Here is a 25,483-nt window from a genome sequence, read left to right as displayed (position 1 = left end):
GATGGGACCTTACTTTGCGGTCATTTATGATTCCTTCTTTGAAGCCTTCAAGTCTCGGATCTTGTGGGTGTTGCTTCTCGGTTGGACCGTACTGCTGGCCGCCATCGCACCATTTGGCTGGATTGAAGGCAGCGATTTCTCGTTCCGCAGCGAGAGCATCACCAATCGCGATCGCTTGATCAAAGACTTGCAAACAGCCAGCGAAGGACGTGGCTCGCAAGCTCAACAGCGAGTCTGGAATGCCTTGGATGAAGACTTCAAGAATCGCATCAACAAGATCCCTAAGGATTCCAGCCCGCAAATACGCTTGGGAGCTTTAGCGGAAGGCCTGACTTCCGCGTTAAGCATCCCGGATTTGTATTCGGAGGAAGCTTGGCCGGATGCCAATAAGCGGTCAGAGTTAACCAAAGAACTTTCGGGCTATCAGCCAGGCAAACTGTCGGGCGATGATTTGACACGTGTGAATCGGCGACTGGTGGAACTTGCCTTTCCCGCCAGCTTACGCAGCTCGGCAAGCAACTCGATCTGGATCGGGTATGCGGGAATGAAGTTATTCAATCCAATTCCTGTAAGCCGCCAGCAACTGCGACCCTTCATCGATGGCTTTATTCTCATTGCTTTTTTGAAGATCGCTTTAGGAGTCGTTGGCATCTTGGTCGCAATCGTAGTCACCAGCAATTTAGTGCCAGACATGTTCGCGCCGGGCTCGATGGCATTGCTGTTAAGCAAACCTCTTTCGCGCAGCGGCCTACTATTGTCCAAATTCGTCGGCGGCGTTTGCTTTATCTTGATCAACGTGGCCTACTTACTAGTTGGATTTTATTTGCTGTTAGGTTGGCGTTTGAGTATCTGGAACAGCGGGTTACTTTGGTGCATCCCTTTGTTCTTATTTGTTTTCATGATTTTCTACAGTGTTTCGACCTTGGTTGGATTGATCTGGAAAAATGCGATTGTTTCCATTGTTTGTGTGGCACTCTTCTGGGGTGTATGTTTTATTTTGGGAATAACGTATGAACAATTGAAGTTGTTCTCGGTCGAACGCCCGCAGATAACGCGACTTACGGTAATTGATCAGCATCTGTTCGGTTCCAATCGCGATGGCGAGTTGTTGCTGTGGGATGAAGGCCAGACGCAGTGGAAGCAAATGGGCGGCCGTGGAGATTCCGAACGTCGCGTCCTAGGGCCGCTCTGGCTGCCAGAGCGAAAACTGGTCATCTTCGGCCGCCCAAGCTGGAACCCGTTTTTTGGCCTGCAGAGCGACGGGGTTCGTTTGCAATCCATCGATATGAATCTCAGTGCTGGAAGCTCCGGCAGCGAGCTTCAGGACGTACCGCTGTGGAGCGAAAAACGCGTCGATAGTTTGCCGGACCTGCCATCGCGAACGCGCCGACTGAAGTCGGTTGGCGACCAAGTCATCGCGGTTAGTGAAAATGGCATTTTCGCTTTTGATTTCGACGCAGCCAAACAACCAGCCGAAGGCCCTTCACTGTTCGGAATCAAATTGCCGCTGTTTGAATCCAAATCGGTCTATCCGAAATTGACTTCTGATGACGTCATTTTCCAATCGCCGATCGAGTTCTGCGCAATCCCGGGCACCAAAGACTTGCTGGTCATCTCTCGTTCGAAAATCCAGCGTTTCCAATGGAACCAAACCGACAGCCAACCGCGCCTTGAGTTAACCGATACCCTTGCGCTCGATATCCCCGATGACGCGCTGGCCTTAATGTCTTCGACTCCCGAGCATTGCTTGATCGTGACCAACAAGGAATCAGCACTTAGCCTTAACTTAAAAAACTGGACGCTGGAACCAGATATCGATAACCAGCTCAAAGCGATTAAACCACAGGAGATCCACCGACGCGGAGAAAATCAATTTGCAATTTTGACGACCGAAGGCGAGCTGCTGCTGGTCGATGCCGCCGGGCGATCGGTTTCTAAGCCATCGGTTCCACAGCGAGTCACAGCCATTGCTGTCGATAAAGACCAATCACTGATGGTCAGCACCCTTGGTAACGAAGTGCATCGCTTTAATGAAAGCAGCAACCAGTGGTCACGAATCTGCAAACCGCAATGGACTACTTCCCAATGGGTTTATTGGACGATTATTCGGCCAATTTATCTGGTGAACCCCAAACCCGCAGCGGTCGATAACCTCATCCAGTGGGCATTGAGCAGCGGAGACCCGCTAAACTTGGGAATGCAGACGGAAGATTTGGAGCAGCCCAAAGAAGAGCTGGATCTGTGGACACCGATTTGGTCCAATACATTGTTCATTATCATCGTGTTAGCGATTAGTTGCCTATATTTGCGAAGGCAAGACTCTTGATGCACAATGCGTCTGCACGGACAGAGCAGGGACTCTTTCGGTGCCCCCGCCTTCAGGCGGCTCAAGCGCACCGTTCGTAGTAACGCCTTCAGGCGGATCACGCGCATCGTTCGTCAAGCGCAACCGAAGACCGGCTAAAACCGGGACTACAAACCACGGCAGCTACAAGTTTTGGACAACGGCCAGCACGTCTTCGGCATGGCCGTCGACGGAAACACGCTTGTAAATCTTCGCAATCTTCCCATCTCGGCCAATGATGTAGGTACTTCGCTGAATTCCCATCGACTTCTTCCCATACATGTTCTTTTCGCGATATGCTCCATACTTGGTTGCGACTTTGAACCCTTCATCGGCTAGCAAGGGGAAGTTCAGCGAGTACTTATCGCGAAACTTGACATGCGAAGCGACATCATCGCCGCTGACACCCAACACGACGACATCCAATTTGCCAAGCTCTTTTTCGGCGTCTCGGAACGCGCAAGCTTCCTTGGTACAGCCGGGTGTATCGTCTTTGGGGTAAAAATAGAGCACAACCGGTTTCCCCGCGAAATTTGACAGCTTCACTTTGCGGTTATTGTCATCAAGCAAAGTAAAGTCGGGCGCTTTGCTACCCTCTTCAAGCCAATCCGCCATACATGTCTCCCAGAACTGTCATCAAAAACTTGTTAAATGTGTCCCCGGAGCTCAATGTGAGCTAGAGGACAATGAAATCACGATTATAATAGGCGGTTGGGCAAGCATTTTTCCGGCATATTGGTAAGCGATGAACCTTTCCCGTTGGAGTAACGTCTTGACAGTAATGATCAAAACACAGGAGTTGATGCTAACCTAATGAGCACAAAAGCACACCGATTATCTATTTTGGAAGATACACCCAATAGCGTTGTACCGATTGCCCAAGAACAACGCCAATCCAGTCTAAACGCCGCTCTTGAAGCGGCCAAGTGTGCTGCGGAGAATAAAGGACAGGATATCGTTGTCCTAGATCTATCTGGCCAAACTTCGATTTTCGACTTTTTCGTGATTGCCACAGGAGCTTCGCGGCGACAACTGCACGCAATTGCCGATGACATTGAGCGGACCTTGCGAGCGGTCGATTATGGACGCAGCAATCGCAGTGGTTATGACGAAAGCCGCTGGATTGTGCTGGATTTCGGCGGCGTGGTAGTCCATCTATTCGACGAAGAAACTCGAGCCTACTACGATCTAGAGAACCTTTGGGCCGATAGTGTTCAAATCGACATCAGCGAAGCGCTTAAGTCGACCGGTGCGACCATGGTCCGTGGCGTCTAACGCGACGTTCGCCGTACCGCCTGTAGGCGGATCAAGCGCATCGTTCGCAGTACCGCCTTCAGGCGGATTACACGCAACAAAGACCGGCTAAAGCCGGGACTACGAAACACGACCGTCCAACACCGGGATTACGATCTAACGGCGCGCCAATTGTGCTCAGCGACTGTTTTTTGTCCGCTTGTGCTATCATGACGGCCAAAGGTTGTGCATCGAACCAAGTGGTCAAGCGGAACGTTCTTGGATAGAGTTAGCTATAGTAACCGCTCGCGTCAAATGGTTTCGACGTGAGCCTCCCGCTCGCAATAGACGGTCGAGCTGGCGCGCACTACGAATCACTTCAAAGGCATCGTCAATCATGAAGAAACTCCTGTCATCCTTTACCTACGCAATGATTTTGGGAGCAAGTGTCTCCCTGGCTCAGCCCGCCCGATCCCAAGAAGCGACGGCATCCGCGCCTGCCGTCCAGCCAATTCCAAGAGCTGAGTTGCAAGAGCTAGTCGATCGCTCGGTCAATTACCTGCGTCTACGTGGCCAAGCAGCCGATGGTTCCTTCAGCACCAGCAGTAGTGTGGGAGTCACCGCGGTTGTCGCGGCTGGATTGACCGCAGTGGGTCTGAAGGACAACGACCCGATCGTAAAGAAGTCATTTGACTTCCTGCTCTCCCATGTTCAACCAGACGGTGGAATTTATTCGCGGGGGTCCACTCATGCAAATTATGAGACTTGCATCGCAGTATTGGCGTTTGTCCATGCAAATGACCAAGGGCAGTATGACGAAGTGGTGAAGAACGCTGAGAAGTTTATTCGCAAAGGCCAATGGGACGAAGACGAGGGAGTGACAGAAGAGGACTTGCGGTTTGGTGGTGCAGGGTATGGCAGCAAAGCGAGACCGGACATGTCCAATACGGCTTTCATGATGGAAACCTTACACCAATTAGGTGCTGGTAAGGATGATCCCGCTATCCAGCGTGCGTTGCTGTTCGTCACTCGTTGCCAAAACCTAGAGTCGGACCAGAATTCATCACCGTTTGCCGCTAAAGTGAACGATGGTGGATTCTATTACACGGTTGCAGCCGGTGGGGCTTCCATGGCCGGCGAAGATGGCAACGGCGGACTGCGCTCTTATCCCGCCATGACGTACGCTGGCCTCAAGAGTATGATCTACGCTGGCTTGGACGACCAAGACCCACGTGTCAGCGCTGCCAAAAAATTCCTGCACGACAATTACTCAGTCGAAACCAACCCCGGGCTAGGTAAATCGGGTTTGTACTATTACTACCAAACGATGGCCAAAGCACTGGATGCTAACGGCGAGCCGCTGTTCGACACCAAAGATGGCCAGCGAAACTGGCGACGCGAACTGTTTAGCCAACTCAAAGCGAACCAACAAGCGGACGGTTCGTGGGTTAACGAAGATCAACGCTGGATGGAATCCGATCCCAACTTGGTCACCGGTTACGTACTACTGACGCTTGGGACCTTACTTGAATCGAAGTAGTGTCGCATCTGCAAGAACCTGTGCCCTTTTAAGTGCAACCTTCGTAGTACCGCCTTCAGGCGGGTCACGCGCACCGTTCGTAGTACCGCCTTCAGGCGGATCAAGCGCCCCGTTCGTAGTACCGCCTTCAGGCGGACCACGCGCAACGTTCGTAGTACCGCCTTCAGGCGGATCAAGCGCATCGTTCGCAGTACCGCCTTCAGGCGGATCAAGCGCATCGTTCGTTAAGCGCAGCCGAAGACCGGCTAAAGCCGGGACTACGAACAAAGAAGCCGGGACTACAAACAAAATTGCGGCAGCTTACAATCTCAACTGAAGTTCATGCCCTTCGACAAAGTTGAGATTTGTGAGCAGTTTCTTTTCCAACCAAAGTAACCCGACGGCCGTTGCCACTCCACCGCACCGATTGCGCAGGAAGCGTTATGCCACGAAGCTTGGTAAACTAACGATCGCATCGTTATTGTTGCTGATTGTGGCAATCAGTTGCGGGGGGGCAACAATCGTACAATTCCGCGATGGAGTTTACTTCACAAGTCCGCTTGCTTCGCACGACTTTTGGCTGTGCCGGGGCATGGAACTGACACTCGGTTTGTGGCTGTTTGCTGTGGGTAGCAGCATCGCCAGTTTTCTCAACGTCGTTGCGTGGCGAGCTCCTCGCGGCCTGAGTCTCAATGGTTTTTCGTTCTGCCCGCGATGCCGCGTCGCGATTGCAGCGATAGATAATGTCCCCATCATCGGTTGGTTGCGATTACGAGGTCGTTGTGCAACATGCCAACTTCCTATTTCTCCCAAGTATCCGATCTTTGAAGCGATCGGCGGACTGTTGTTCCTTGTTTTGTACGCAGTCGAGTTCTTGAGCCATGGCGCAAATCTGCCGCTGCATCTTGCAGTGCACAGCAAGTACTACGGCATGCCTGTCAATTTTGCATTCCTGTCAGTCACCTTGTGTTGGATTTTTGGAATGCACCTTCTGTTGCTTTCGTGCCTTCTGGCGATCTTTATGACACGTCATTCGGGTGAAACGTTGCCAGCACGATGGATAAGCCTGGTCATGGCAGCAGCCTTGATGATCGTGTTGATCGAGCTTGGTGCCAGCAACGTGAGCTTACTTCGCTTACAGATTCAGCCAGCGACTAGCCCGCGTCAATTGTTAGTTCATTTGCTGATTGTCTTAGGTGCGGTGCTGATAATCGGCGCTGCGTTAAGCACCTTCGCTCAGCAGAGATTGTCGAAATCGCACAACGTGCCCGGAAATGAACGCGATGGCAACCTGCCAATAGGTGGTCAATCAGGCTCAGCATCCCAAAGCCGCGAGCTATCATTCTGGCTGCCGGTTCTCATTCTACTGGTGATCACCTTAGGCTTGCCAGCAGCTTGTGTTGTTTGCTTTAGTGCATTTGCGTGTTCTCAAGTTTACAAAGCAGGGTTTCGGGGTGACAATGAAGCCGTGTCGTGGCTTTCAGCGACGCAAAGCTGGCTGCTGCCGGTTACCTTCCTATTCATTGTGGCTTGGCGTTTTCTCGCCGAGGCATGGAATTGATATTGCTAGGATCACACACTCCCTTGTGGGAGGAAAGTTATAAGCATGCTTGGACAGTCGTATCTTCACCAGATCAAACTTTATGCTCAACGCTTGTTGCTGCTTTGTTTAGGGGTGTTGGCAGGTTGCTCCAAACCCTCCAACGAACCGATATCGGACCTTCCGTCGATGAGCGGACAGCGACAAATGGAGATGATGCTTGAGATAGTGCGACAGCGTGCACTGAGCATTGACCCATTCTTTGAGAATCGATCGATCACTCAGATGAATACGATGCTCAGTCAGATCAATGAGTCGGCTAATCCCGAGCAAGCTTACATCGCCAACTTGCAGTTAGCCATCGATCATCGCCGCTTGGGCCAAGACAAAGAGGGAGTTGCGCATATCACAGAAGCGGAGCGAATTTCGGATCAATACAACCTGCTGAAAATGGACCGTGCAAAAGCTGCCTTTTATTTCGAAGCGGGCTTATCATGGCTACGTTTTGCAGAAACTACCAATTGCATCCACTGCCGTACTGGAGAAAGTTGCATCTTGCCTATTCAAGCCGGCGGTGTCCATACGCAAAAAGAAGGCAGCACCATCGCAGTAAAATACTTTTTGAAATCGCTAGCGATTGATCCCACCAATCTTGAAGCCGTGTGGCTAGTAAACATTGCGGCCATGACTTTGGGGGAGCATCCGCAAATGTTGCCGCAGCAGTTTCAGATTCCACCCGAAAGCTTTGTTTCGCCGATTCCATTTCCAAAATTCATTGATATCGCACAAGACCTCGGATTAAAGACGCTCAGTTGCGGCGGAGCGTTGGTCACCGATGACTTTGACAATGATGGCTACTTCGATATCTACGCAGCCAGTTGGGCCCCCGATGACCATGGGCGCATCTTCCGTAACCTTGGTAACGGTACTTTCCAAGACATAACGAAAGCTGCTGGTATCGAAGCTATCACCGGTGGGATCAATGGCGTACAAGGTGATTTTGATAACGACGGTTACGTGGATATTTTTGTAACGCGAGGAGCGTGGCTGGGCGAATCTGGCATGATCCCAAATTCTCTGCTGAGAAATCTAGGGAATGGTCGCTTCCAGGATGTGACCATTGAAGTTGGATTGGAAATGATGGCTCCTACTCCAACGGCCGCTTGGGCAGACTTTGATAACGACGGCGATTTGGATCTTTTTGTCGGTAACGAAAATTATCCTTGCCAATTGTACCGCAATGATAATGGCAAGTTTGTTGATGTCGCGCGCGAAGCTGGCGTCATCAATGGCAAGTTTACCAAGGCAGCGGTGTGGGGCGACTACAACGGAGATCGCTATCCGGATTTGTATATATCCAATTTGGATGGGGACAATTGCCTATTTCGCAATGACCGAAATGGCAAGTTCACGAATGTCGCAAAGGAGCTAGGGGTTCATCGGCCGGAGACTAGTTTTGGGACTTGGTTCTGGGACGTCAACAACGATGGCGTGTTGGATATCTATGTTGCTAGTTACACTCGACAGCTAGACATTATCCCGGCCGAGTACCTGAATCGAGCGATCGATAACGAGACGGACCGATTGTATTTGGGGGATGGCAAAGGAGGCTTTCAAGAGGCGAGTCAAGCGTATGGATTGACGACAGCGACCGAGCCGATGGGTTGTAATTTTGGCGATTTGGATAACGATGGCTACCCTGATTTCTACTTGGGCACTGGCTTTCCAGACTTCCAAGCGTTGATGCCGAATTTGATGTTTCACAATCAAGGCGGCAAGTCGTTTTCGAACGTAACTTTTGCGGGTGGTTTTGGCCATTTGCAAAAAGGGCATGGAACATCTTTTGTCGACTTGGACAACGATGGCGACCAAGATGTTTTTATCCAAATGGGTGGGGCGTATAAAGGCGATTCGTTTGGCGACGTTCTGTTTGAGAACCCTGGTTTTGGAAATCATTTTTTGCGAGTGAAACTGGTAGGAACAAAATCCAATCGATCTGCCATAGGCGCTCGAATTCGCGCTGAGATTGAAGAGGGTAGTGAAGTGCGATCGGTTTATGCGTGGGTCAATAGCGGCGGATCGTTTGGAGCTAAACCGTTGGCACAGCAGTTAGGCTTGGGCAAGGCGACGGTGGTACGCAAGCTGGAGATATACTGGCCGACGTCAGACACCACGCAAGAGTTTACCGACGTGGCAGTTGACCAGAGCGTTGTGATTACCGAGGGCTCTTCCAAGTTGCAGGCTCAGCGATTGAAGTCCTTTGTGTTCCCCAAACTCGAATCTGTTGCACGCTGATGCACGCGCATCGTTTGTAGTACCGCCTTTACAGAACGTCCGGCTTAGAATTTTTCGATGCTAGCAAAAAAAGTGGCCTCGCCGGCATGGTGGGTTTCGCATTAATAATGCGAATGAATTGTTCCAGACCGACGGGCCACCAATGGAATTTAACCATGAATGCCGCAATTAAAAAGTCCACTTCTCCCAAACACTGCTGCAGTCCGGTTCGCAAGAACTCCAACTGCTCAATCAACGTTTCAAAGACGATGACCATGTGCAAGCTGTTCTGAGAACCATTCGCCAAGTCGACTTGGACGACTTGTACCAAGCCTATCGGGGAACTGGATCGGACGCATTTCCACCTCAGAACATGTTGGCGATTGCCCTCTACGAAATCCTCAACGGCAACACCTCGCCTGCTAAGTGGCACAAGGACGCGACAACCCGCGATCAGTGCAAACTTCTAGGGCAAGGCATCTCGCCAGCTCGCTCCACCTGGTATGCATTCCGCGATCGGGCTGCAAAGTTCATCGACAAAGTGCATCGCAGTTTAGTCCAAAGCGCCATTTGTGAATCACTCATCGAACCTGTAGAGTGTGCGATCGATGGCACCTTCACTGCTGCGCATGCATCTCGCCATCAGATCTTGAGTCTCAAACAAATCAGTCGGCGACTGAACAAGCTCAAACGTGCCATACGCTCTCTGGATCACAAAGATCAAGTTGCTTCGAATAAACCATTGTCGCCAGTCCCTGGGTGGATCGCATCGACCCCTGCGGGACGCCACGGCCAACTGGAGCGATTGCGGCGTGCCAAGGGATGCCTGCTGCGAAAAATCGAAGAAAACCGCGAAAAACACGCCCGCCATCGTCGTGACGAATCGAAGATGGTAGTGAGTCCGATGGATCTCGATGCGGTGATTGGACGAGACAAGAAGAATGTTCTTCGACCGCTGTATAACACGCAGTACGTCACCGATTGTGCCAGCGATGTGATCGTCGCCTATGACGTTTTGGCGCAAAACACGGATGCAGGCACCTTGGCTTTAATGATCGCGCTGACTCAGTGGATCGTCGGGTCAACATTCACAACACTGCATGCCGATTCTGGCTACTGCTCGATCCTTGAGCTGAAGGATTGCCAAGCTCTGGGCATCGACTTATATGCACCGGTTCAAGACGGAACGATGCTACTGGGACGCAAGGCGGCAAGTGGTCAAGTGCAGATACCTTCTCGCGAATTCGCATACGATGAGTCGACCAAGCAAATGACCTGCCCGGCTGGTCACACGATGAAACTAGTACGAGAAGCTCAGGTTCCCCGAGCTGACGGGCGCTGCGTCGGGGAGCTTCGTTATGAGCAACTTCCCGAGCGTTGTAGTGGCTGTGCGTTGGCGGCCCGCTGCCTTGGCGGTAGCGGTAAACGTCGCACCGTATCGCGTCAAACCGAGCAGGCGTTACTGGACGAACAAGCCGCGAAGATGAGTACCGACGCAGGCAAGCGCAGCCAACGCTTGCGTTCGCAAGTGATCGAACGCCGCTTCGCCGATGGCAAACGGCACCGCGGGCAAGAGTGTCAAAACGGCTGCGGCCTGGACCGTGTCAAAGCGGAAGTTGGACTGCTCGTCGTGGCTCAGAATACCTTGACCCTTTACAAACGAGAAGAACGCCGCAAAAACGAACCAATCTAAGCCGGACGTTCTGTTTAGCCGGTCTTCGTTGCGCGTGATCCGCCTAAAGGCGGTACTACGAACAATGCGCTTGATCCGCCTAAAGGCGGGACTACGAACGATGCGCTTGATCCGCCTGAAGGCGGTACTGCGAACGGTGCGCGACTACGAACGGTGGTAGCCTGCTGTTTAGTCGGTAGTTTTTCGTAATGAAACGCACTCTTGGACCCTTTGCAATTACCCATTCACAAAAAGTGCCATTATCCAACCAATCGACATCAAGCACCATAGTATGGCCCAACGATGTTCTTCTTGCCAAAAGAGAACGCCGGCTCGTAACGCGAACAACCCTGCTGGAAGAAACAAAAAGTTGATTCCAAACGCCGAACGATCGATGCTGAGTCCCTGAGCCTGTGCGATGGATGCGTGATAAACTGCGATCGATATATCGGCGATGGGAAGGATAGTACACAATGCGCCGAATGTAAGTGTGAGTATGGCAAGAACGCGGCTCAAGAGATGTGATGGGACGGGCTTCTCTTTAGGGCTCGTTGGCTCGCGTTCGGCCGGAGCGTCATAGGGATTGAGGTTGGACATCTGCGTTTCGATCTTGCTTGGCGGCTGATCTAGTTTGCTGTTTATGATGGGACTGGTAAGGCGGATGAGATTTGGTTTGGAATGAAGGAGGAGCGGTTTATTGTAGTCGAATAAGTCGGCCTGAAGGGGGTAGGGGTTCGTAGTCCCGGCTTTAGCCGGTCTTCGTTGCGCGTGATCCGCCTAAAGGCCAATACCGCTAAGTTAGTATTCCAAAAAGGCAGGCTTCCTGCGAGGATCGGAGGTGTTGAATTTCATCACCAAGCAAGGAAGCTGCCATGACTCATGTTCGCACGATCTCTCAATCAAAGCAAGATAAGTTACTTTCACATGAGCGAATTACTTGCCTCAAGAGGACTGTTCGCAGTTGCATGCTGAAAGCCGAAGTACGCCGTCGCAAGCTCGAAAAACGAAGCAGTCGAAAATGCCCGGCTGACATGATGGTGTGGTTTACGATCGCCTTGTGGCTATATGGCGACGATTGCTACACACACGTGTTTCGCTGGTTGCACCGATTCTCCATTGGGCTCATGCCCTCATCCAGCGCCCTGACTCAAGCCCGAGTGCGGCTGGGCGTTGCAATCTTGGCATTTGTCTACCAGAAGTTGGTTCACTGCCTATGTGATAGCCAGACACCTGATTCCTTTTACGCAGGTCGTAGGCTCGTGGCGGTCGATGGATTTGTATTGAACCTTCCTGACAGTGATGCCAATCGCCGTGCTTTCGGAAGGCCCAAAAATGGAACAGACTTCGGTGCGTTTCCACAAGCCAGGATCATCGCACTTTGCGAAGTGGGCTCGCACGTCTTTATCAACTTTCTTATTAAGCCAATGCGATGTGGCGAAGCGACCATGGCGAAACACGTTTATCGAAAATTGCCAGAGAAAAGTCTACTTTTGTTCGACATTGGCTTTTGTTCGTACCAACTAATGAACCAGGTCATTGATCAGAAGTCGGACTTCCTGGGGCGTTCGAAAATGAACCGTTGTTTCAAAATTATGCAGGTGCTTTCCGACGGAACGTTTCTGTCAAAGATCTATGCCAACGAGTATGACCGGCGCCATGATCGTAACGGCCAAAGCGTTCGCGTGATCGAATACAAATTGGATGACCCTCAGCGTACTGGCCATGGCCAGACGCATCGTTTGCTGACAACACTGCTTGATGAGCATGAGCACCCAGCCCAGGCACTGATAGTTCTATATCACGAGCGTTGGGAAGAGGAGATTGCTATTGATGAGGCTAAGACTCATCTTCGCAATTCCCCAAAACTCCGCAGCCATAGTCCGGCCGGGGTTGTGCAGGAAATCAATGGTTTACTGATAGCACATTTCGTGATTCGCAAGTTAGCACTTGAGGCGGCAGTCCAAGCTGGAGTGTCGCCGCGTCGGATATCATTTACAGGTGCGATCAAGGTACTGCGAATGTGTTTGGTAGAAGCTCCGCGTTCGCAAAAGTTGTTCCAGCCATGGTACAGCAACATGGTCTTGCAGATCAGCCTTGAGGTAGTTGAACCACGTCGCAACCGCCTCAATCCACGAGTGATAAAACGCACACAAAGCAAATGGCCCAAAAAACGCGACGAACACTGTAATTTGCCGCCTCCAACGCACACTTTCCCAGAAACCATTCGCCTGCTAACTTAGTGGTATTGGCCTAAAGGCGGGACTACGAACGATGCGCTTGATCCGGCTGAAGCCGGGAATACGTGCACCCACCTGTTCGTTCAACATTGAAGGTATAATGCAGATGCTCACATGAACCACGTTTACCTGTTTTGTCGAATACTTGGCGGAGTCTTATGAAATGCGTTGCATACTTGCGATCAGTATGGTGTGTGCCTGTCTAACAGTGGCATGCGGACAAGAATCGTTCCCAAATTTTCGTGAGGTCGTCATCGATCCGTCAATCGGGAAGGTTTGCTATGCCGTGACGCTGGCGGATGTCGATGCGGATGGAAAAACTGACATCGTTGCTGTCACTGAAAATAGTGTCTTCTGGTACCAAAACCCTAATTGGGAAAAACGAGTTATCATCCAAAATCAAACACCCTTGGACAATGTGTGCATTGAAGCAGGCGACATCGATGGCGATGGGCTCGTCGATTTTGCAATTGGCGCCGGATGGACTAGCAAGGGGTCTGTGCACTGGGCCTCTCGCAACAAATCGCTGGATGAACCCTGGGATGTACACTTCATCGCCGATCTCAGGTGGACTCATCGAATGCGTTTTGCAGACGTACTGGCAGTGGGCAAGCCTCAACTGGTCGTATCTCCGCTCAATGGTACAAGCGGGCAGGGCGTTGCACTGACTGCTTTTCAAATCCCGGACGATCCCAAATCGCAGCGATGGCCAGCAACAGTTCTCAATGATCAATTCAATCGCATGCATAATCATTGGCATGTTGAACATGAAGGCGCAGTCGAAACGATCACCGCCAGCCAAGAAGGTGTACATCGCATATTTCGATCTGGCACAACTTGGAAAGATATCAAGCTCTCGGAAGGCAACGTGTCTTCTGAGCCGACGCTTAGCGGTGCTGGTGAAATCAAGTTGGGACGCTTGACGCCCGACGTAAGGTTTCTTGCTACGGTGGAACCGATGCATGGCACGATGCTGGTCGTATATATTCCGACTGACGATGACGGTCAGACGTGGAAACGCTTGGTCATTGAAGATGGCTTTCAGCGAGGCCACGCCATATGGCTGGCAGACTTAGACGGCGACGGTAGCGATGAGATCATCTTTGGGCACAGCGATACGCCGGAAACCTTTGGAGTCATAGCGTATCGAGCCACTGACAACTCGGGGGCCGTGTGGCGCAAGCATGTGATTGATGCAGGCGGAATGGCAACCGAGGACTTGGTCGTTGCTGATCTGACAGGCGACGGGCGTCCCGATATTGTGGCTGGCGGCAGAGCGACTCACAACTTGAAGCTTTACATCAACGCCGCAACTGAGTAACTCAATCGATCTGATGAAATCGTAGGCCGGAACAAGAACGACACGCGCCTTTATAGTACCATCGCAAACCTAGGCTCAATTCTCTTGTGAGTTGAATGTCATGCGATATCGTTCGAAGTTCCGGCAAGAATTGACTGGCTCCTTTTTCCTCCGATCGAATCAAACTTTAATTTCAAACGATTGGAATTCGCCGGAGGCATTTGCCCAAGCAAGCTCTGCTTGTTCGATGTTATCTCCCAAGCGGTCGCTTATCGCGTCCACAACGGCCTGCAACTCGTCGCGGTCGCCTTCCGCGAGCAAAGCGACCGTACCATCCGTACAATTGCGGACTTGGCCTGTCACCGCAAATCGGCTGGCTATTTGTCGAGTCGTATAGCGGAAGCCTACCCCCTGGACATGTCCCCGGAAGATCGCTGATAATCTAACTTTCATGCTTTTTGTAGGGCGAGAGAATTGTGGCCAAATCCGAAGCCGAAGTATTTACTGCCTTTAGTGTAATGGATGGGAAGACCATCCCCAAGGTGTTGCCTTGTGTTGCAATGGTCGGTACCGATAGCTTTCTGCGCGAGCGGTCTTTGGCACTTATGATTGAAGCTTGGAAGATTGATTCCGCTTCCGTATCGTCGCATCATGGCGAAGAAGTCTCATGGGTAGATGTTCACGATCAACTGGCAACACGCTCGTTGTTTGACGAGGGGGGGCATAAGACCGTCATTTTGAGGTCTGCAGACGCATTTGTCAGCAAATACCGCGAACAGGTCGAACGGTGGGCTGCTGCTACGGCAATAGATGCCACTTTGGTTCTGCATATGAATCAATTGCCGTCCACTCTGAAATTGTACAAGCAGTTGCAGAACACAGGCGTGATCGTTGATTGCCGTGTCCCGACCCTCAAATCATTCGGTAATCCGCCGGACGATCGCGCGATAGAAAGCTGGGTGATAGGCTGGGGAAATCGGAATCATGGTTTGAAGCTGACGACTTCGCAAGCGCGTGTTTTGGTTGATCGCATTGGGCCGGTGTTTGGCTTGCTGGACTGTGAGCTAGCCAAACTGGCATTATTTGCCAACGAAAAGAAGATTGTCGCTGATGATAAAGTTGACGAGTTGGTGGGCGGCTGGCGAACCAAAACGGCGTGGGATATCGCTGACTGGATTGCAGAAGGAAAGATTGCCGCTGCGATGCAGGAGTTGGATCGTTTATTCTTGGCCGGGCAAGCTGCCGTGGGCCTGATGGCTCAGATTGGCTGGTCCTTGCGACGTTTTGGATTAGCTGCCAGCCTACTTCATCAAGCGAAAGAGGTGGGGTCCTCGTTGAAAACGACCGAAGCTCTCGCTCAATCGGGATTTTTTGCCAACAAGCTAAACAGTGCTGACCAACAGTTACGGCGAATTGGCCTGCGACGAGCGCTCCATATACCGCAATGGTTGGCCGAACTTGATCTCAAGCTCAAGGGCACGCACAGCCATGAATCGCGATCCCGATTTGCGGTCGAAGAATTTCTGATGCGATTTCACTGATTGCCGTGGGGGCTCGAAACCACTTGAATTGTTGCTACGATTGTTAGCCCAGTAGTCCTAGTAATTCAATTCCAACATTCCATCGCCAACTTCCGAGCCTGTTATATGATGAAAGCCGTCGCTGTACGACCAGGTACCCCCAATAGTGTCCACCAACGAGAGATACCTGAGCCGAAACTTGATTCTATTGCTGACGGCACGGGCGTGCTGGTCAAGGTTTTGAAGGTTGGTGTTGATGCCACCGACCGCGAGATCAATGACGCCTTGTATGGCAATGCGCCTGGAAAGGACGATTACTTGGTCATTGGGCACGAATCGTTCGGAATTGTCGAAGCGGTTGGTCCCAAAGTTCGCCGCGTCAAACCCGGCGACTATGTTTGCGCCACCGTGCGTCGTCCCGGAGGATCGATCTATGACCAGATTGGCACCTACGATGTGACCAGCGAAGAAGTCTACTACGAACGTGGCATTAATTTGCTGCACGGATTTCTGACGGAAAAATTCGTCGATGCCGAGGACTACATTGTTCGCGTGCCACAAGGTCTAAAGCACTTGCATGTGTTGATGGAACCGATGAGTTGTGCTGCGAAAGCCGTTGCCCATGCCTTTGACGCTCAGCGTCGTCTGAAAGTGTGGCGCCCTCAGCGAGCGTTCGTTCTGGGTGCCGGTCAGATTGGGTTGTTGACCACGTTAGCTCTACGCATGAAAGGTCTAGAAGTCTACACGTTTGCACGTGCCAAAGGGCCGCACCTTAAATCCGAAATCGTTGAAGGGATGGAAGCGACTTATGTTCCAACCAGCGAAATTTCTTTGGATGAGATGGCCAAGAAGGTTGGCAAAGCGGACATGATTGTTGACGCAACGGGCTCAAGTCATCTTGCGTTCGGCGCGATGAAGGTTCTTGGGCACAACGGCGTATTGGTTTGGACTAGCATCACCGGTGGAAGCAAGGAATTCAGTCTGCCCTCCGATAAAATCAACCTCGATTGGGTATTGGGTAACAAGCTGTTGTTTGGATCGGTCAACGCGAACCGCGAACATTTTGAATTGGGTATTCGCGACTTGGCGATGGGCGAAATGATGTATCCAGGTGTGATTCAGAAAATCCTGACAACTCCTGTCGATGGCTTGGATAACTATAAAGAGATGATGCGATTGTTAGTTGAAGACGATTCGGCACTGAAAGTCTTTGTGAATGTGGCGGAAGAATAACCAGTGGCAGATCGCTGGCCTCGCGTTATTACTGACACTGCTGGCCAATGCCGCGTGTCAAAAGCGGGTTCCAGATAATGCTGAGTCGAATACTCCGTCGCAGGGGACGCTCGCAGTTGAGCCAGTGGACTCGCTGGACGAGCAGATTGCGTTGGTTCGTGAAGGCCAAACGCGTCAAATACTGCTGACATATTTGCAGCCCTCGGCCGCGGAATTAAAGAGTTTGCAGGTTTTGGACGAGGCCGACTCGTTAAGGACGTTGCTGCTAGATGCAGGACTTCAGTCAAGCCAAGATGTGCTGGCGTTGCCCAACAACCACTCGCTGGTGCATCTTCGCATTCGAGATACGCAAGTAGACGATGCGGGGCTGAAGCACATTGTCGATGCATATCCAAATCTCCAGATCCTAAACCTACCCCATTTGGAAGTAACTTCCAATAGTCAACGCGTTCTACTGGACTTGAAGCAACTGAACTCCTTACGCATAGGCGGTCACAGTGTGGATAGGAGCTTTCTGCAGCAGGTGACCGAGATTGCAAAACTGCAACATTTGCATCTGATCGGCCCAAAGTTCACCGACGATGATTTGCAATTGGTCGCAAACTGCAAGTCGCTGCGATCGTTCTACTTGGATGACTGTCCGTTGAGTGATCAGGCGTGGGAGCAGTTCTTCTTGCAACGCCCAGATGTGCATGTACATCTGGACCAGTACCATCATGACCGCGATCCCAAGCAGCACTGAGTTGCGGCTGGTATACTGGCTGGCGAGATTGAATTCAGCGCACTTTCAGTCGCGCGAATGTTTCGAGCGAAAAACAACAAGAACGGTTACTCTATGAGCTCTACTTCTTTTGCTGGTCGTGTAGTCTTCATCTTCTTTGCAAGTCTGGGGAGCGTATTGGGGGCAAGTCATTTGGTGCGAGCGCAAGACGTGAAAGCTGCTGCAACATTCGGGTTACGCGATCGCGAGTTCGGCTGGGCTCAAAAATCCAAGAGTGTCTCGGTGGCTCAAAATGGCATGGTCGCCACGAGTGACCCGCAAGCCAGTCTGGTTGGATTGGAAGTACTCAAGAGCGGCGGAAATGCGATCGATGCGGCGATTGCTGCCAACGCGATGCTTTCGGTCGTTGAGCCATTTAATTGTGGCTTAGGCGGCGACTTATATGCGCTGGTGTGGGATGCGAAATCGCAAAAACTGTATGGACTGAACGCGAGCGGACGAAGTCCTTTGGCATTGAACCGTCAAGTATTCGCGGACGCTAAGCTTACGCAGATTCCAACCGAAGGGCCATTGAGTTGGAGTGTTCCCGGTTGCGTCAGCGGCTGGCAAGAACTGCATCAGCGATTTGGTTCGCAGCCGCTTGAGAAATTAGTTCAGCCGTCGATCCGTGCAGCTCGAGAAGGGTTTGCAGTTTCGGAAATCATATCGGGATACTGGAAGTCTACTGAAGAGGGCCTGAAGGTTTATCCGGAATCAGCGCGAACTTTTTTAATCGATTCAGAACGCGCACCGCAGCATGGTGAGATCTTTCGAAACCCAGACTACGCTCGGACTTTAGAGCAACTAGTTGCAGAAGGCTTTGATAGTTTCTATCGGGGCAGTTTGGCCGATAAGATGGTGGCTTATAGTCAGGCCAAAGGCGGTTACTTCGCTAAGCAAGATTTTGAACAGCATCGCGCCCAATGGGTTGAACCGGTCTCAGTCAACTACCGAGGCTTTGATGTCTGGCAGTTGCCGCCCAATGGCCAAGGGCTAGCGGTCTTGCAAATGCTCAACATTCTCAAGCAGTTTGACGTCAAGAGCCTATCGCCGCATGATCCGAACTATCTGCATTTGTTTATTGAAGCGAAAAAGTTAGCGTATGCCGATCGCGCTAAGTATTATGCGGACATGGATTTTTCGAAGGTACCAATCGACTGGTTGATCTCAGAAGATTATGCCAAGCAACGAGCGGCTAGCATTCGCATGGACCAAGCGAGTTCCGTCGTGGCTGCCGGTGACCAAACGCTTTCGACCAGCGAAACCGTATATTTAACGGTCGTCGATAAAGATCGAAACTGTTGTTCGTTGATTCAAAGCACGTTTCATGCGTTCGGCAGCCGCATGGTTCCCGAAGAACTCGGTTTTGCACTGCAGAATCGCGGAGCGTTATTTGCGTTGACTCCTGACCATGCCAATACACTTGAACCTGGAAAGCGTCCGTTTCACACTATCATTCCTGCGATGGTGACCAAAGATGGCTTACCTTACTTTAGCTTTGGCGTGATGGGAGGAGACATGCAACCGCAAGGGCAAGTACAAGTGTTGGTAAACATGATTGATTTCGGCTTAGACATACAAGCTGCAGGAGATGTTGCCCGTGTACGTCATGCAGGTGGTGCAAAGCCGACCGACGAACCATTGGAATCCAGCGTCGGCGTGATTGAATTGGAATCGGGCGTCAGCCAGGCGGCCGTGGAAGCTTTGACGTCGAAAGGGCACGTGGTTCGGCCAGCCAAGGGTGGTTTTGGCGGCTATCAAGGGATTCTGATTGACCACCAACGCAGGACCTTGCAAGGGGCATCTGAATCGCGGACCGATGGCATCGCCATCGGTTACTGATATAATTGGCGTGGGCAGTTTTTTATACACAAAAGAATTAGACGGACAACATGAACAAAACCATTGCATACCTTCTGGCGGTCACTATTGCATTCAGTGCAGCAAACACGCTGCTGGGCCAGGAAAAACTGAAGGTCCTTATTATTGATGGCCAGAATAACCATGTGATGTGGCCGAAAACAACTGCGATGATGAAGCAGTATCTTGAGCAATCGGGCCGTTTCACTGTCGATGTTGAACGCACGCAGTTCACTTGGCAAGGAGGTAAATTGCTTGAAGAGTACGCTTTGAAGGATGGTAAAGAGTATCAAGAATTGCGAGAGCCCAAGAGTGACCCCGATTTCAAACCTGACTTTTCGAAGTACGACGTCATCTTAAGTAATTTCGGATGGAGAGCCGCTCCGTGGCCAGAAGAAACGCAAGCAGCATTGGTCAAGTTTGTGAGCGAAGGCGGTGGACTGGTCATCATCCATGCGGCCGACAATTCTTTTGGCAGTTGGGAAGAGTTCAACAAGATGATTGGCCTAGGCGGCTGGGATGGTCGTAATGAACGCTCGGGGCCTTATGTCTACATCAACGTTGATGGTGAAGTAGTCCGCGATACCAGTCCTGGAACGGGCGGTTCTCATGGTCCTCAGCACGAGTACCAAATCGTGGTCCGCGAGCCCGATCATCCGATTACCAAGGGATTACCACGTGCTTGGATGCATGCCAAGGATGAACTCTACCAGCAACTTCGCGGGCCAGCGGTCAATATGACGATCTTGGCCACCGCGTTTTCAGCCAAAGAGTTCAGGGGAACTGGTCGACACGAGCCAATGTTGATGACCATCGATTACGGTCAAGGGCGTATTTTTCATACACCAATGGGCCATGACGACGTTTCAACTTCTTGTGCTGGCTTCATCACCGTTTTATTGCGAGGAACAGAATGGGCAGCGACCGGCGAAGTCACTCTAACGGAGATCCCAGAGGACTTCCCATCGGCGGATACGGCCAGCACGCGAGCATTCCAGCCCTAGGCCTCGTTCACCCGAACTTCATATTCGCATAACCGTTAAATTCTGCTTTTTGGGTAGATTTTGCCGTTGATTTAGGTAAGGTCATCAGCGTATCTCACGTCTTTTGATCTATCTTGTCACAGAGCGGTAATTCTAGTTTTGAAAGCAGAGCAGTCCTTACTGATGAAATCGACGTTATATGGGGTTAGAATCGCGACGGTTCTGCTGATTGTTTATTGGATCATTATCTTCACAGGCACTCACCTGCCTCGAGTGCCCATGCCGCGGATCACTCATTTTGATAAAGTGGTTCACTTTACGGCGTTCTCGATCCTTGCCTTTCTGATGGCGTGGGCAATACCGACGCAACTGCGACGACCGCGGTGGAATGTGTTAGTCGCCGCAGTCGTATGCGTGACCTACGCGGCCATTGATGAGTTCAGTCAAATTCCGGTTGGTCGTACGGCAGACTTGAACGACTGGCTAGCTGATTGTGCGGGAGTGACCTTTGGATTGACCAGCTATTTAATTAGCCGGACTTGGCTCTGGCGGCGTCAACGATTCTCGCCAGTTGGGTTACCCACGACTCGATAAGTCCAGCGGCGGTCAGATTGCGATCGATCAAATTTTGTGTCTCCAGTGTTGCATTAATCGCTTGAATCGCGATAGCCGGATGAAGCTTGCGTTGAAGCGGTGCCGAGCGATGTTCTCGCAGATAGCTTCCGGTTAACTCTCGTCGAAACACATCGATCGCGAATTGCATCAGGATGCGGAAGTAATCGCGTTTGGCTTGCCCATCGTCGCCGATCTGTTTGAGGGCTCCTTCGAAGCACTTCGTAAGCTTGACGATCGGCAGTGGCGATTGGGTCAACATGTTTGTGATGTCGGTTCGCAACTGCCTAGTTGTTTCGTTCTGAAGATGCCGGGCCAGAGCGAGCGTCCCATCGCTGTAACGCGCGATCTCGGACGCTTGCTCGATCGATTCACAGTAGCCCTTTTGGAGCAGCAATTTGGCCAATTCCTCAGGACGCAATGCTTGGAATCGAATCGACTGTGTTCTTGAACGGATGGTGGGTAGCTGTCTCTGTTCGGAAGTTGCGATTAAAAAGATGACCGATCCTGCCGGGGGTTCTTCTAAAGTTTTGAGCAGCGAGTTGGCGGCTTCAATCGGCAAGTAATCGGCGTCGTCGATAATCGCGATCTTGCGCTGCCCGTAAAAGGGTTTCATCCGAATGTCATGGCACAGCCCCTCTCGCATGCGATGTTCATCGCTGCCTACCAACAACTCAAGAGGCAAAGTCGATCTTTCTGGTGGTTTAGAGATCAATATCAAATCTGGATGCGTATCCGCATCTACTTGGGCACAGCCTTCACAGCGATTGCAAACCGAAAACGTGTCGCCGCTGCGACCGGTGCAGAACAATGTCTTTGCGACCAATCGCGCGAACGTCCGTTTACCGATTTGCGGCGGACCACTTAACAAGAAGGTACTGGCCAATCGATCGCGACTGATCGCAGTTTTAAACCAGGCTTGCTGTGTGTGATGGCCGATGAATTGCTGCCAGTCCATTTCAATTTATCCCAATACTAATTGGAGGTTTCCGTAAGGGGGTCTGCCAGCGTCTGAGTCCCGCTGCGGAAAACTTGCTCAAGCCGTTTCATGGATTGGTCCCATGATTGCCCGACCGCTTCATAGTTAACATCCAACAGTTTTAGTTCACCTGCATTTGGAAACTGATCGGATAATGGCTGTTCGGGCCAAAGATTAAATTGCGCGGCAGAGGCCATCGTTAGTCGGCTTGATGTCTGCGGGCTCGCGAGATAGTCGGCCAGCAATCGTGCTGCGACCGGGTTGGGCGAGTTATTGAGTATCGCTACGGTGCTTGGTATCAACAGCACGCCCACTTGATCTGCCGCCTGATCCGGGAATATGACTTCGCATGGGAGACCATTTTCAATTTCGATCAAGGCATCGTCGGTGTCGGTCAGTCCCCAAGCGACTTTGCCCTGGCTGACCGCTTGAGCGACTTGCTTGTTTCCCGACAGCACTACTGCGTTTTCTTTTGCAGAGGACAACCAGTTCCAGAAGGATTCTTGATCTTTGAGAGCTAGAGCGCAAAAATGCGTAGACGTAGAGCCGAATAATGGCGATGCCAGTGCGCAACGGTCTTTCCATTTGGGATCGCTGAGCTCTTGGACCGACTGCGGCCAGTCCGCTTGATTGGGTAAAAGCTCTTTGTTTACCAGCAGAACTCTCGCGCGAGCCGACACGCTGGCAAAGTGTCCGGTTGCGGATTGATAGTTGCCGCGCATGTTTTTCGGCAATTTCCAACGATGTCGCTGCAGCAAGCCCGCCTGTTGCAAGCGGATGGTCTGCAAGATTTCGCCATTCCAAAAGACGTCGCAGCGTGTTTTATTACGCTCTTCTAAGATCCGGTTGGCCAAACCGACAGATTTGGTCGACTCGACATCAAACTGACGAGCGATATCTATTTGCTCGTGGGTTCGTTCGAATGCATCCAAGATTGGCGCGGCGAACTCACGATCGACCGCACAGTAGAGAACGACTTGTTTTTCACTTCGTTGAATACAGCCTGCGACAACGACCAGAGCCAGGCTAACAAAGCACAGTAGAGCTCGACCTTTTCGAATCCGATTTTTCATCAAGCCGTCCTACGAGTTGCTGGTAGCGATTTTAGTGGTGATGTCATCATCACTTTCGTCTTCATCAGGCAAATCTTGGTAGTTGATCGGCGAGATCGCTTTCCGCAACACTTTGACCATATGTTGGACTGGCGCATCCTTACCGGTGAACAGCTTGTACTGATAAGCCGCTTGGCGAATAAACATTTCCAGCCCGCTGATCGCTGGGCAACCAACACCGCGAGCCATTTTCAACAGCAATGTTTGTTCTGGATTATAGATGGTATCAAAGACTAAGGTACGTTGATCTAAACCTTTGGTGTCGTAGGGAGTGCTATCGAGATCTGGGAACATACCAACGGGAGTTCCGTTGACGATAATGCCCGCTTTGACTTCGTAGCGATCGGCCCAAGCGACAGGGGTGGCGTTAAATTGTGCTGCGAGATGCTCGGAACGTTCCATGCTTCTGGAACTAATGAAAAGTTTCGCGCCCCGATTGCGAAGACCGTAACCAATGGCGCGGCTGACACCGCCAGCGCCCAACAGCAGAGCATTGCGGCCTTTGAAAGGCTCCGCTTCGCTAGTTCGAGTCTTCATCGCTTCGTTTAAGCAATCCATGGCAGCGCGATAATCGGTGTTGAAGCCTAGCATTTGGTCCTGTTGGTCAAACACAACGGTGTTGATGGCACCGATATCTTGAGCTGCCGATTCAGCGCGATCGAGGAATGGCATGACGGCTTCTTTGTGAGGGATCGTCACGCTGAGGCCGCGCACGCCGTTGGCGGGGCACCAAGCCAAAAATTCGCCAAGATCTTCGGGAGCAATGCGAAATGGCAGGTAGCGAGCGTTAAGCTGCTCGTGAGCAAACGCAGCGTTATGGATCAGCGGCGAGTAACTGTGCGCAACTGGATCGGCCACCACTCCAAACAAAGTAGTCTCTGCATCGATCGAATCGACGCGATAGACATTCTTCATTTGCTCGAAGGTCAACTGTCCCGGTGCAACTCTGCGTTCTGAGCTGTAGACGCAGTAAGTAAAGGGAGCATTGAAGCGATTTGCCAGAATTCGTGTAAGTGTTCCCGTCTCTCCCATGCTGATACCGATGGTGGGCACTTTTGCATTCTTCATCAAATCCAACATGCGAACCACGTCGCTGAATGAGTTGGCGTAGGTAGCGATTTTTACGATGTCGGCATCCATCGCGGCCAGCTCTTTGTGGATATCAGCGAGGTCTTCCGGCGTCCCTTCAAAGTTATGCAGGCTGACGATCCGTTTGGTCTTTCCGTAACGAGGGATCTTGAGCGCGATGTCGAATTCAAGGTCAACATACTCGGCGCCCATAGCGATCGCGGATCGCAAAAGCATGAGGCGTTCTTCCTCCGTACGATTCCAACGACCGCCATCTTCGCGTCGACGGCAAGTGACCACGACCGGTGTTGGCCGCGGTTTGATGAGTTTGGTCAAGTCGATAGATTTTCGACCGATGTAATCTAAGCGCAGTTCGGCAAGTTCGGCACCAGCTTCGGCCAAGCGTTGATGTTCGCTGATGGTGTGTTTGTGACGGGTTCTGGCTATCGTTACGCAAATCATTCGCTGTAAATCCAATCTCGAGTTGAAGAGTGTTTAGCCGCACCGGGCTACGCTTAAGCAGTATTGCTGGACCATCTTGGATCAGAGCAACCTTCGAACAAGCAAGGACGTTAGTCCGACGCTGTGATCGAGTGAGGCTGCAATGTAACGGTTGGCTGCTTCCATTCCAAGAATCGTTGCAACAAGATTTTTCCCGGTTCGGTAAGAAAACTTTCCGGATGGAACTGCCAGCCTTCCAGGGGCCACGTTTTGTGCCGCACTCCCATGATGATTCGGCCATATTGGGGATCATCAATCCAAGCGGAAACTTCCAAGCAGTCTGGCAACGTTGGAGGATCGATGACCAGAGAGTGGTAGCGAGTGGCAACAAAAGGGTTGGGAAGGTCGCGGAAAAAACCTTGATTGTCGTGCGAGATACGATCGGTTTTGCCGTGCATCAACCGCGGAGCTCGAACAATGGTCCCGCCTAAGCACTGGCCAATCGACTGGTGCCCCAAGCAAACTCCCAGGGTAGGAATGGTCGGCGCAAAGTTCCGGATGACATCAATGCTGATTCCCGCTTCCGTCGGCGTGCACGGTCCAGGTGAAATCAAAATGCGTTCGGGAGCCATCTCTCGGATTTCGGCCAAGGTCACCGCATCATTGCGGAAAATCTGAATGTCCAGGGAGTTGTCGATTTCACCCAGTCGCTGGACCAGGTTGAAGGTAAATGAATCGTAGTTGTCGATAACCAGGATCATACAAGGCGACTGTAGACAAAGGGAATTAAGCGAGC

22 protein-coding genes are annotated in these 25,483 nt (G+C 51.5%); 14 read left to right on the top strand and 8 right to left on the bottom strand.

Annotated features, from left to right (window positions below; all coding sequences use genetic code 11):
• Position 1 precedes the first annotated feature (1 nt).
• On the top strand, positions 2 to 2,326 hold the full coding sequence (locus SH302x_RS08160; protein WP_479368236.1) for an ABC transporter permease: 2,325 nt from the start codon (positions 2 to 4) through the stop codon (positions 2,324 to 2,326).
• A 162-nt stretch (positions 2,327 to 2,488) separates the two neighbouring features.
• On the opposite strand, the gene bcp is transcribed toward SH302x_RS08160, so the two are convergent.
• Positions 2,489 to 2,959 (bottom strand): thioredoxin-dependent thiol peroxidase, encoded by a 471-nt coding sequence (gene bcp / locus SH302x_RS08155; RefSeq protein ID WP_479368235.1) that lies wholly within the window; start codon positions 2,957 to 2,959, stop codon positions 2,489 to 2,491.
• Between the two features lie 198 nt (positions 2,960 to 3,157).
• Here bcp and rsfS point away from each other — a divergent pair, with 198 nt between their 5' ends.
• The 4 genes from rsfS to SH302x_RS08135 all read left to right on the top strand — a co-directional run bounded on the left by rsfS (position 3,158) and on the right by SH302x_RS08135 (position 8,931).
• A complete protein-coding gene (gene rsfS, locus SH302x_RS08150) occupies positions 3,158 to 3,619 on the top strand; it encodes a ribosome silencing factor (protein WP_479368234.1) in 462 nt (153 codons plus the stop codon).
• Between the two features lie 355 nt (positions 3,620 to 3,974).
• Positions 3,975 to 5,117: a prenyltransferase/squalene oxidase repeat-containing protein gene (locus tag SH302x_RS08145; RefSeq protein WP_479368233.1), complete on the top strand. Its 1,143-nt coding sequence runs from the start codon at positions 3,975 to 3,977 to the stop codon at positions 5,115 to 5,117.
• Between the two features lie 346 nt (positions 5,118 to 5,463).
• A complete protein-coding gene (locus tag SH302x_RS08140; RefSeq protein WP_479368232.1) occupies positions 5,464 to 6,657 on the top strand; it encodes a prepilin peptidase in 1,194 nt (397 codons plus the stop codon).
• 45 nt (positions 6,658 to 6,702) lie between these two features.
• Positions 6,703 to 8,931 carry a CRTAC1 family protein gene (locus tag SH302x_RS08135; protein WP_479368231.1) on the top strand — a complete coding sequence of 743 codons (2,229 nt, stop codon included), beginning with the start codon at positions 6,703 to 6,705 and terminating at the stop codon, positions 8,929 to 8,931.
• Positions 8,932 to 8,959: 28 nt separating this feature from the next.
• Here the strand turns inward: SH302x_RS08135 and SH302x_RS08130 are convergent, their stop codons facing one another.
• Entirely contained in the window at positions 8,960 to 9,187 is a 228-nt protein-coding gene (locus SH302x_RS08130) for a hypothetical protein (RefSeq protein ID WP_479363705.1), read from the bottom strand.
• On the opposite strand from SH302x_RS08130, the gene SH302x_RS08125 reads away from it, so the two are divergent.
• Positions 9,188 to 10,603: a transposase gene (locus tag SH302x_RS08125; RefSeq protein WP_479368230.1), complete on the top strand. Its 1,416-nt coding sequence runs from the start codon at positions 9,188 to 9,190 to the stop codon at positions 10,601 to 10,603. It abuts the gene before it with no gap.
• 216 nt (positions 10,604 to 10,819) lie between these two features.
• Here SH302x_RS08125 and SH302x_RS08120 read toward each other — a convergent pair whose 3' ends face one another.
• Positions 10,820 to 11,179, bottom strand: coding sequence for a hypothetical protein (locus SH302x_RS08120; RefSeq protein WP_479368229.1), 360 nt, complete (start codon positions 11,177 to 11,179; stop codon positions 10,820 to 10,822).
• Between the two features lie 275 nt (positions 11,180 to 11,454).
• Here SH302x_RS08120 and SH302x_RS08115 point away from each other — a divergent pair, with 275 nt between their 5' ends.
• Positions 11,455 to 12,822, top strand: a complete 1,368-nt coding sequence (locus SH302x_RS08115) for an IS4 family transposase (RefSeq protein ID WP_479364187.1) — start codon at positions 11,455 to 11,457, stop codon at positions 12,820 to 12,822.
• A 160-nt stretch (positions 12,823 to 12,982) separates the two neighbouring features.
• Positions 12,983 to 14,140, top strand: a complete 1,158-nt coding sequence (locus tag SH302x_RS08110; protein WP_479368228.1) for an FG-GAP repeat domain-containing protein — start codon at positions 12,983 to 12,985, stop codon at positions 14,138 to 14,140.
• 159 nt (positions 14,141 to 14,299) lie between these two features.
• On the opposite strand, the gene SH302x_RS08105 is transcribed toward SH302x_RS08110, so the two are convergent.
• Positions 14,300 to 14,572, bottom strand: coding sequence for an acylphosphatase (locus SH302x_RS08105; RefSeq protein ID WP_479368227.1), 273 nt, complete (start codon positions 14,570 to 14,572; stop codon positions 14,300 to 14,302).
• A gap of 23 nt (positions 14,573 to 14,595) precedes the next feature.
• Between SH302x_RS08105 and holA the strand changes: the two genes are divergently transcribed.
• The 6 genes from holA to SH302x_RS08075 all read left to right on the top strand — a co-directional run bounded on the left by holA (position 14,596) and on the right by SH302x_RS08075 (position 21,069).
• Entirely contained in the window at positions 14,596 to 15,660 is a 1,065-nt protein-coding gene (gene holA, locus SH302x_RS08100) for a DNA polymerase III subunit delta (protein WP_479368226.1), read from the top strand.
• 105 nt (positions 15,661 to 15,765) lie between these two features.
• Complete coding sequence (locus tag SH302x_RS08095) at positions 15,766 to 16,872, top strand: glucose 1-dehydrogenase (RefSeq protein WP_479368225.1); 1,107 nt, start codon at positions 15,766 to 15,768, stop codon at positions 16,870 to 16,872.
• Positions 16,856 to 17,614 carry a hypothetical protein gene (locus SH302x_RS08090; RefSeq protein ID WP_479368224.1) on the top strand — a complete coding sequence of 253 codons (759 nt, stop codon included), beginning with the start codon at positions 16,856 to 16,858 and terminating at the stop codon, positions 17,612 to 17,614. The genes SH302x_RS08095 and SH302x_RS08090 overlap by 17 nt, the downstream gene beginning before the upstream one ends.
• A gap of 93 nt (positions 17,615 to 17,707) precedes the next feature.
• On the top strand, positions 17,708 to 19,474 hold the full coding sequence (ggt, locus tag SH302x_RS08085; RefSeq protein WP_479368223.1) for a gamma-glutamyltransferase: 1,767 nt from the start codon (positions 17,708 to 17,710) through the stop codon (positions 19,472 to 19,474).
• Positions 19,475 to 19,524: 50 nt separating this feature from the next.
• Positions 19,525 to 20,496: a ThuA domain-containing protein gene (locus tag SH302x_RS08080; protein ID WP_479368222.1), complete on the top strand. Its 972-nt coding sequence runs from the start codon at positions 19,525 to 19,527 to the stop codon at positions 20,494 to 20,496.
• 162 nt (positions 20,497 to 20,658) lie between these two features.
• Positions 20,659 to 21,069: a VanZ family protein gene (locus SH302x_RS08075; RefSeq protein ID WP_479368221.1), complete on the top strand. Its 411-nt coding sequence runs from the start codon at positions 20,659 to 20,661 to the stop codon at positions 21,067 to 21,069.
• Here the strand turns inward: SH302x_RS08075 and SH302x_RS08070 are convergent.
• The 4 genes from SH302x_RS08070 to SH302x_RS08055 form a co-directional block, all read right to left on the bottom strand.
• Complete coding sequence (locus tag SH302x_RS08070; RefSeq protein WP_479368220.1) at positions 21,005 to 22,045, bottom strand: DNA polymerase III subunit; 1,041 nt, start codon at positions 22,043 to 22,045, stop codon at positions 21,005 to 21,007. The two genes, SH302x_RS08075 and SH302x_RS08070, sit on opposite strands and share 65 nt — an antisense overlap.
• Positions 22,046 to 22,062: 17 nt before the next feature.
• Positions 22,063 to 23,139 carry an extracellular solute-binding protein gene (locus SH302x_RS08065; protein ID WP_479368219.1) on the bottom strand — a complete coding sequence of 359 codons (1,077 nt, stop codon included), beginning with the start codon at positions 23,137 to 23,139 and terminating at the stop codon, positions 22,063 to 22,065.
• A gap of 9 nt (positions 23,140 to 23,148) precedes the next feature.
• Complete coding sequence (gene aroE, locus SH302x_RS08060) at positions 23,149 to 24,708, bottom strand: shikimate dehydrogenase (protein WP_479368218.1); 1,560 nt, start codon at positions 24,706 to 24,708, stop codon at positions 23,149 to 23,151.
• A 110-nt stretch (positions 24,709 to 24,818) separates the two neighbouring features.
• Positions 24,819 to 25,448 carry an anthranilate synthase component II gene (locus tag SH302x_RS08055; RefSeq protein WP_479368217.1) on the bottom strand — a complete coding sequence of 210 codons (630 nt, stop codon included), beginning with the start codon at positions 25,446 to 25,448 and terminating at the stop codon, positions 24,819 to 24,821.
• Positions 25,449 to 25,483 lie beyond the last annotated feature (35 nt).

Source organism: Njordella calcicola (assembly GCF_056494125.1).
This window is presented reverse-complemented; position numbering and strand designations above follow the sequence as displayed.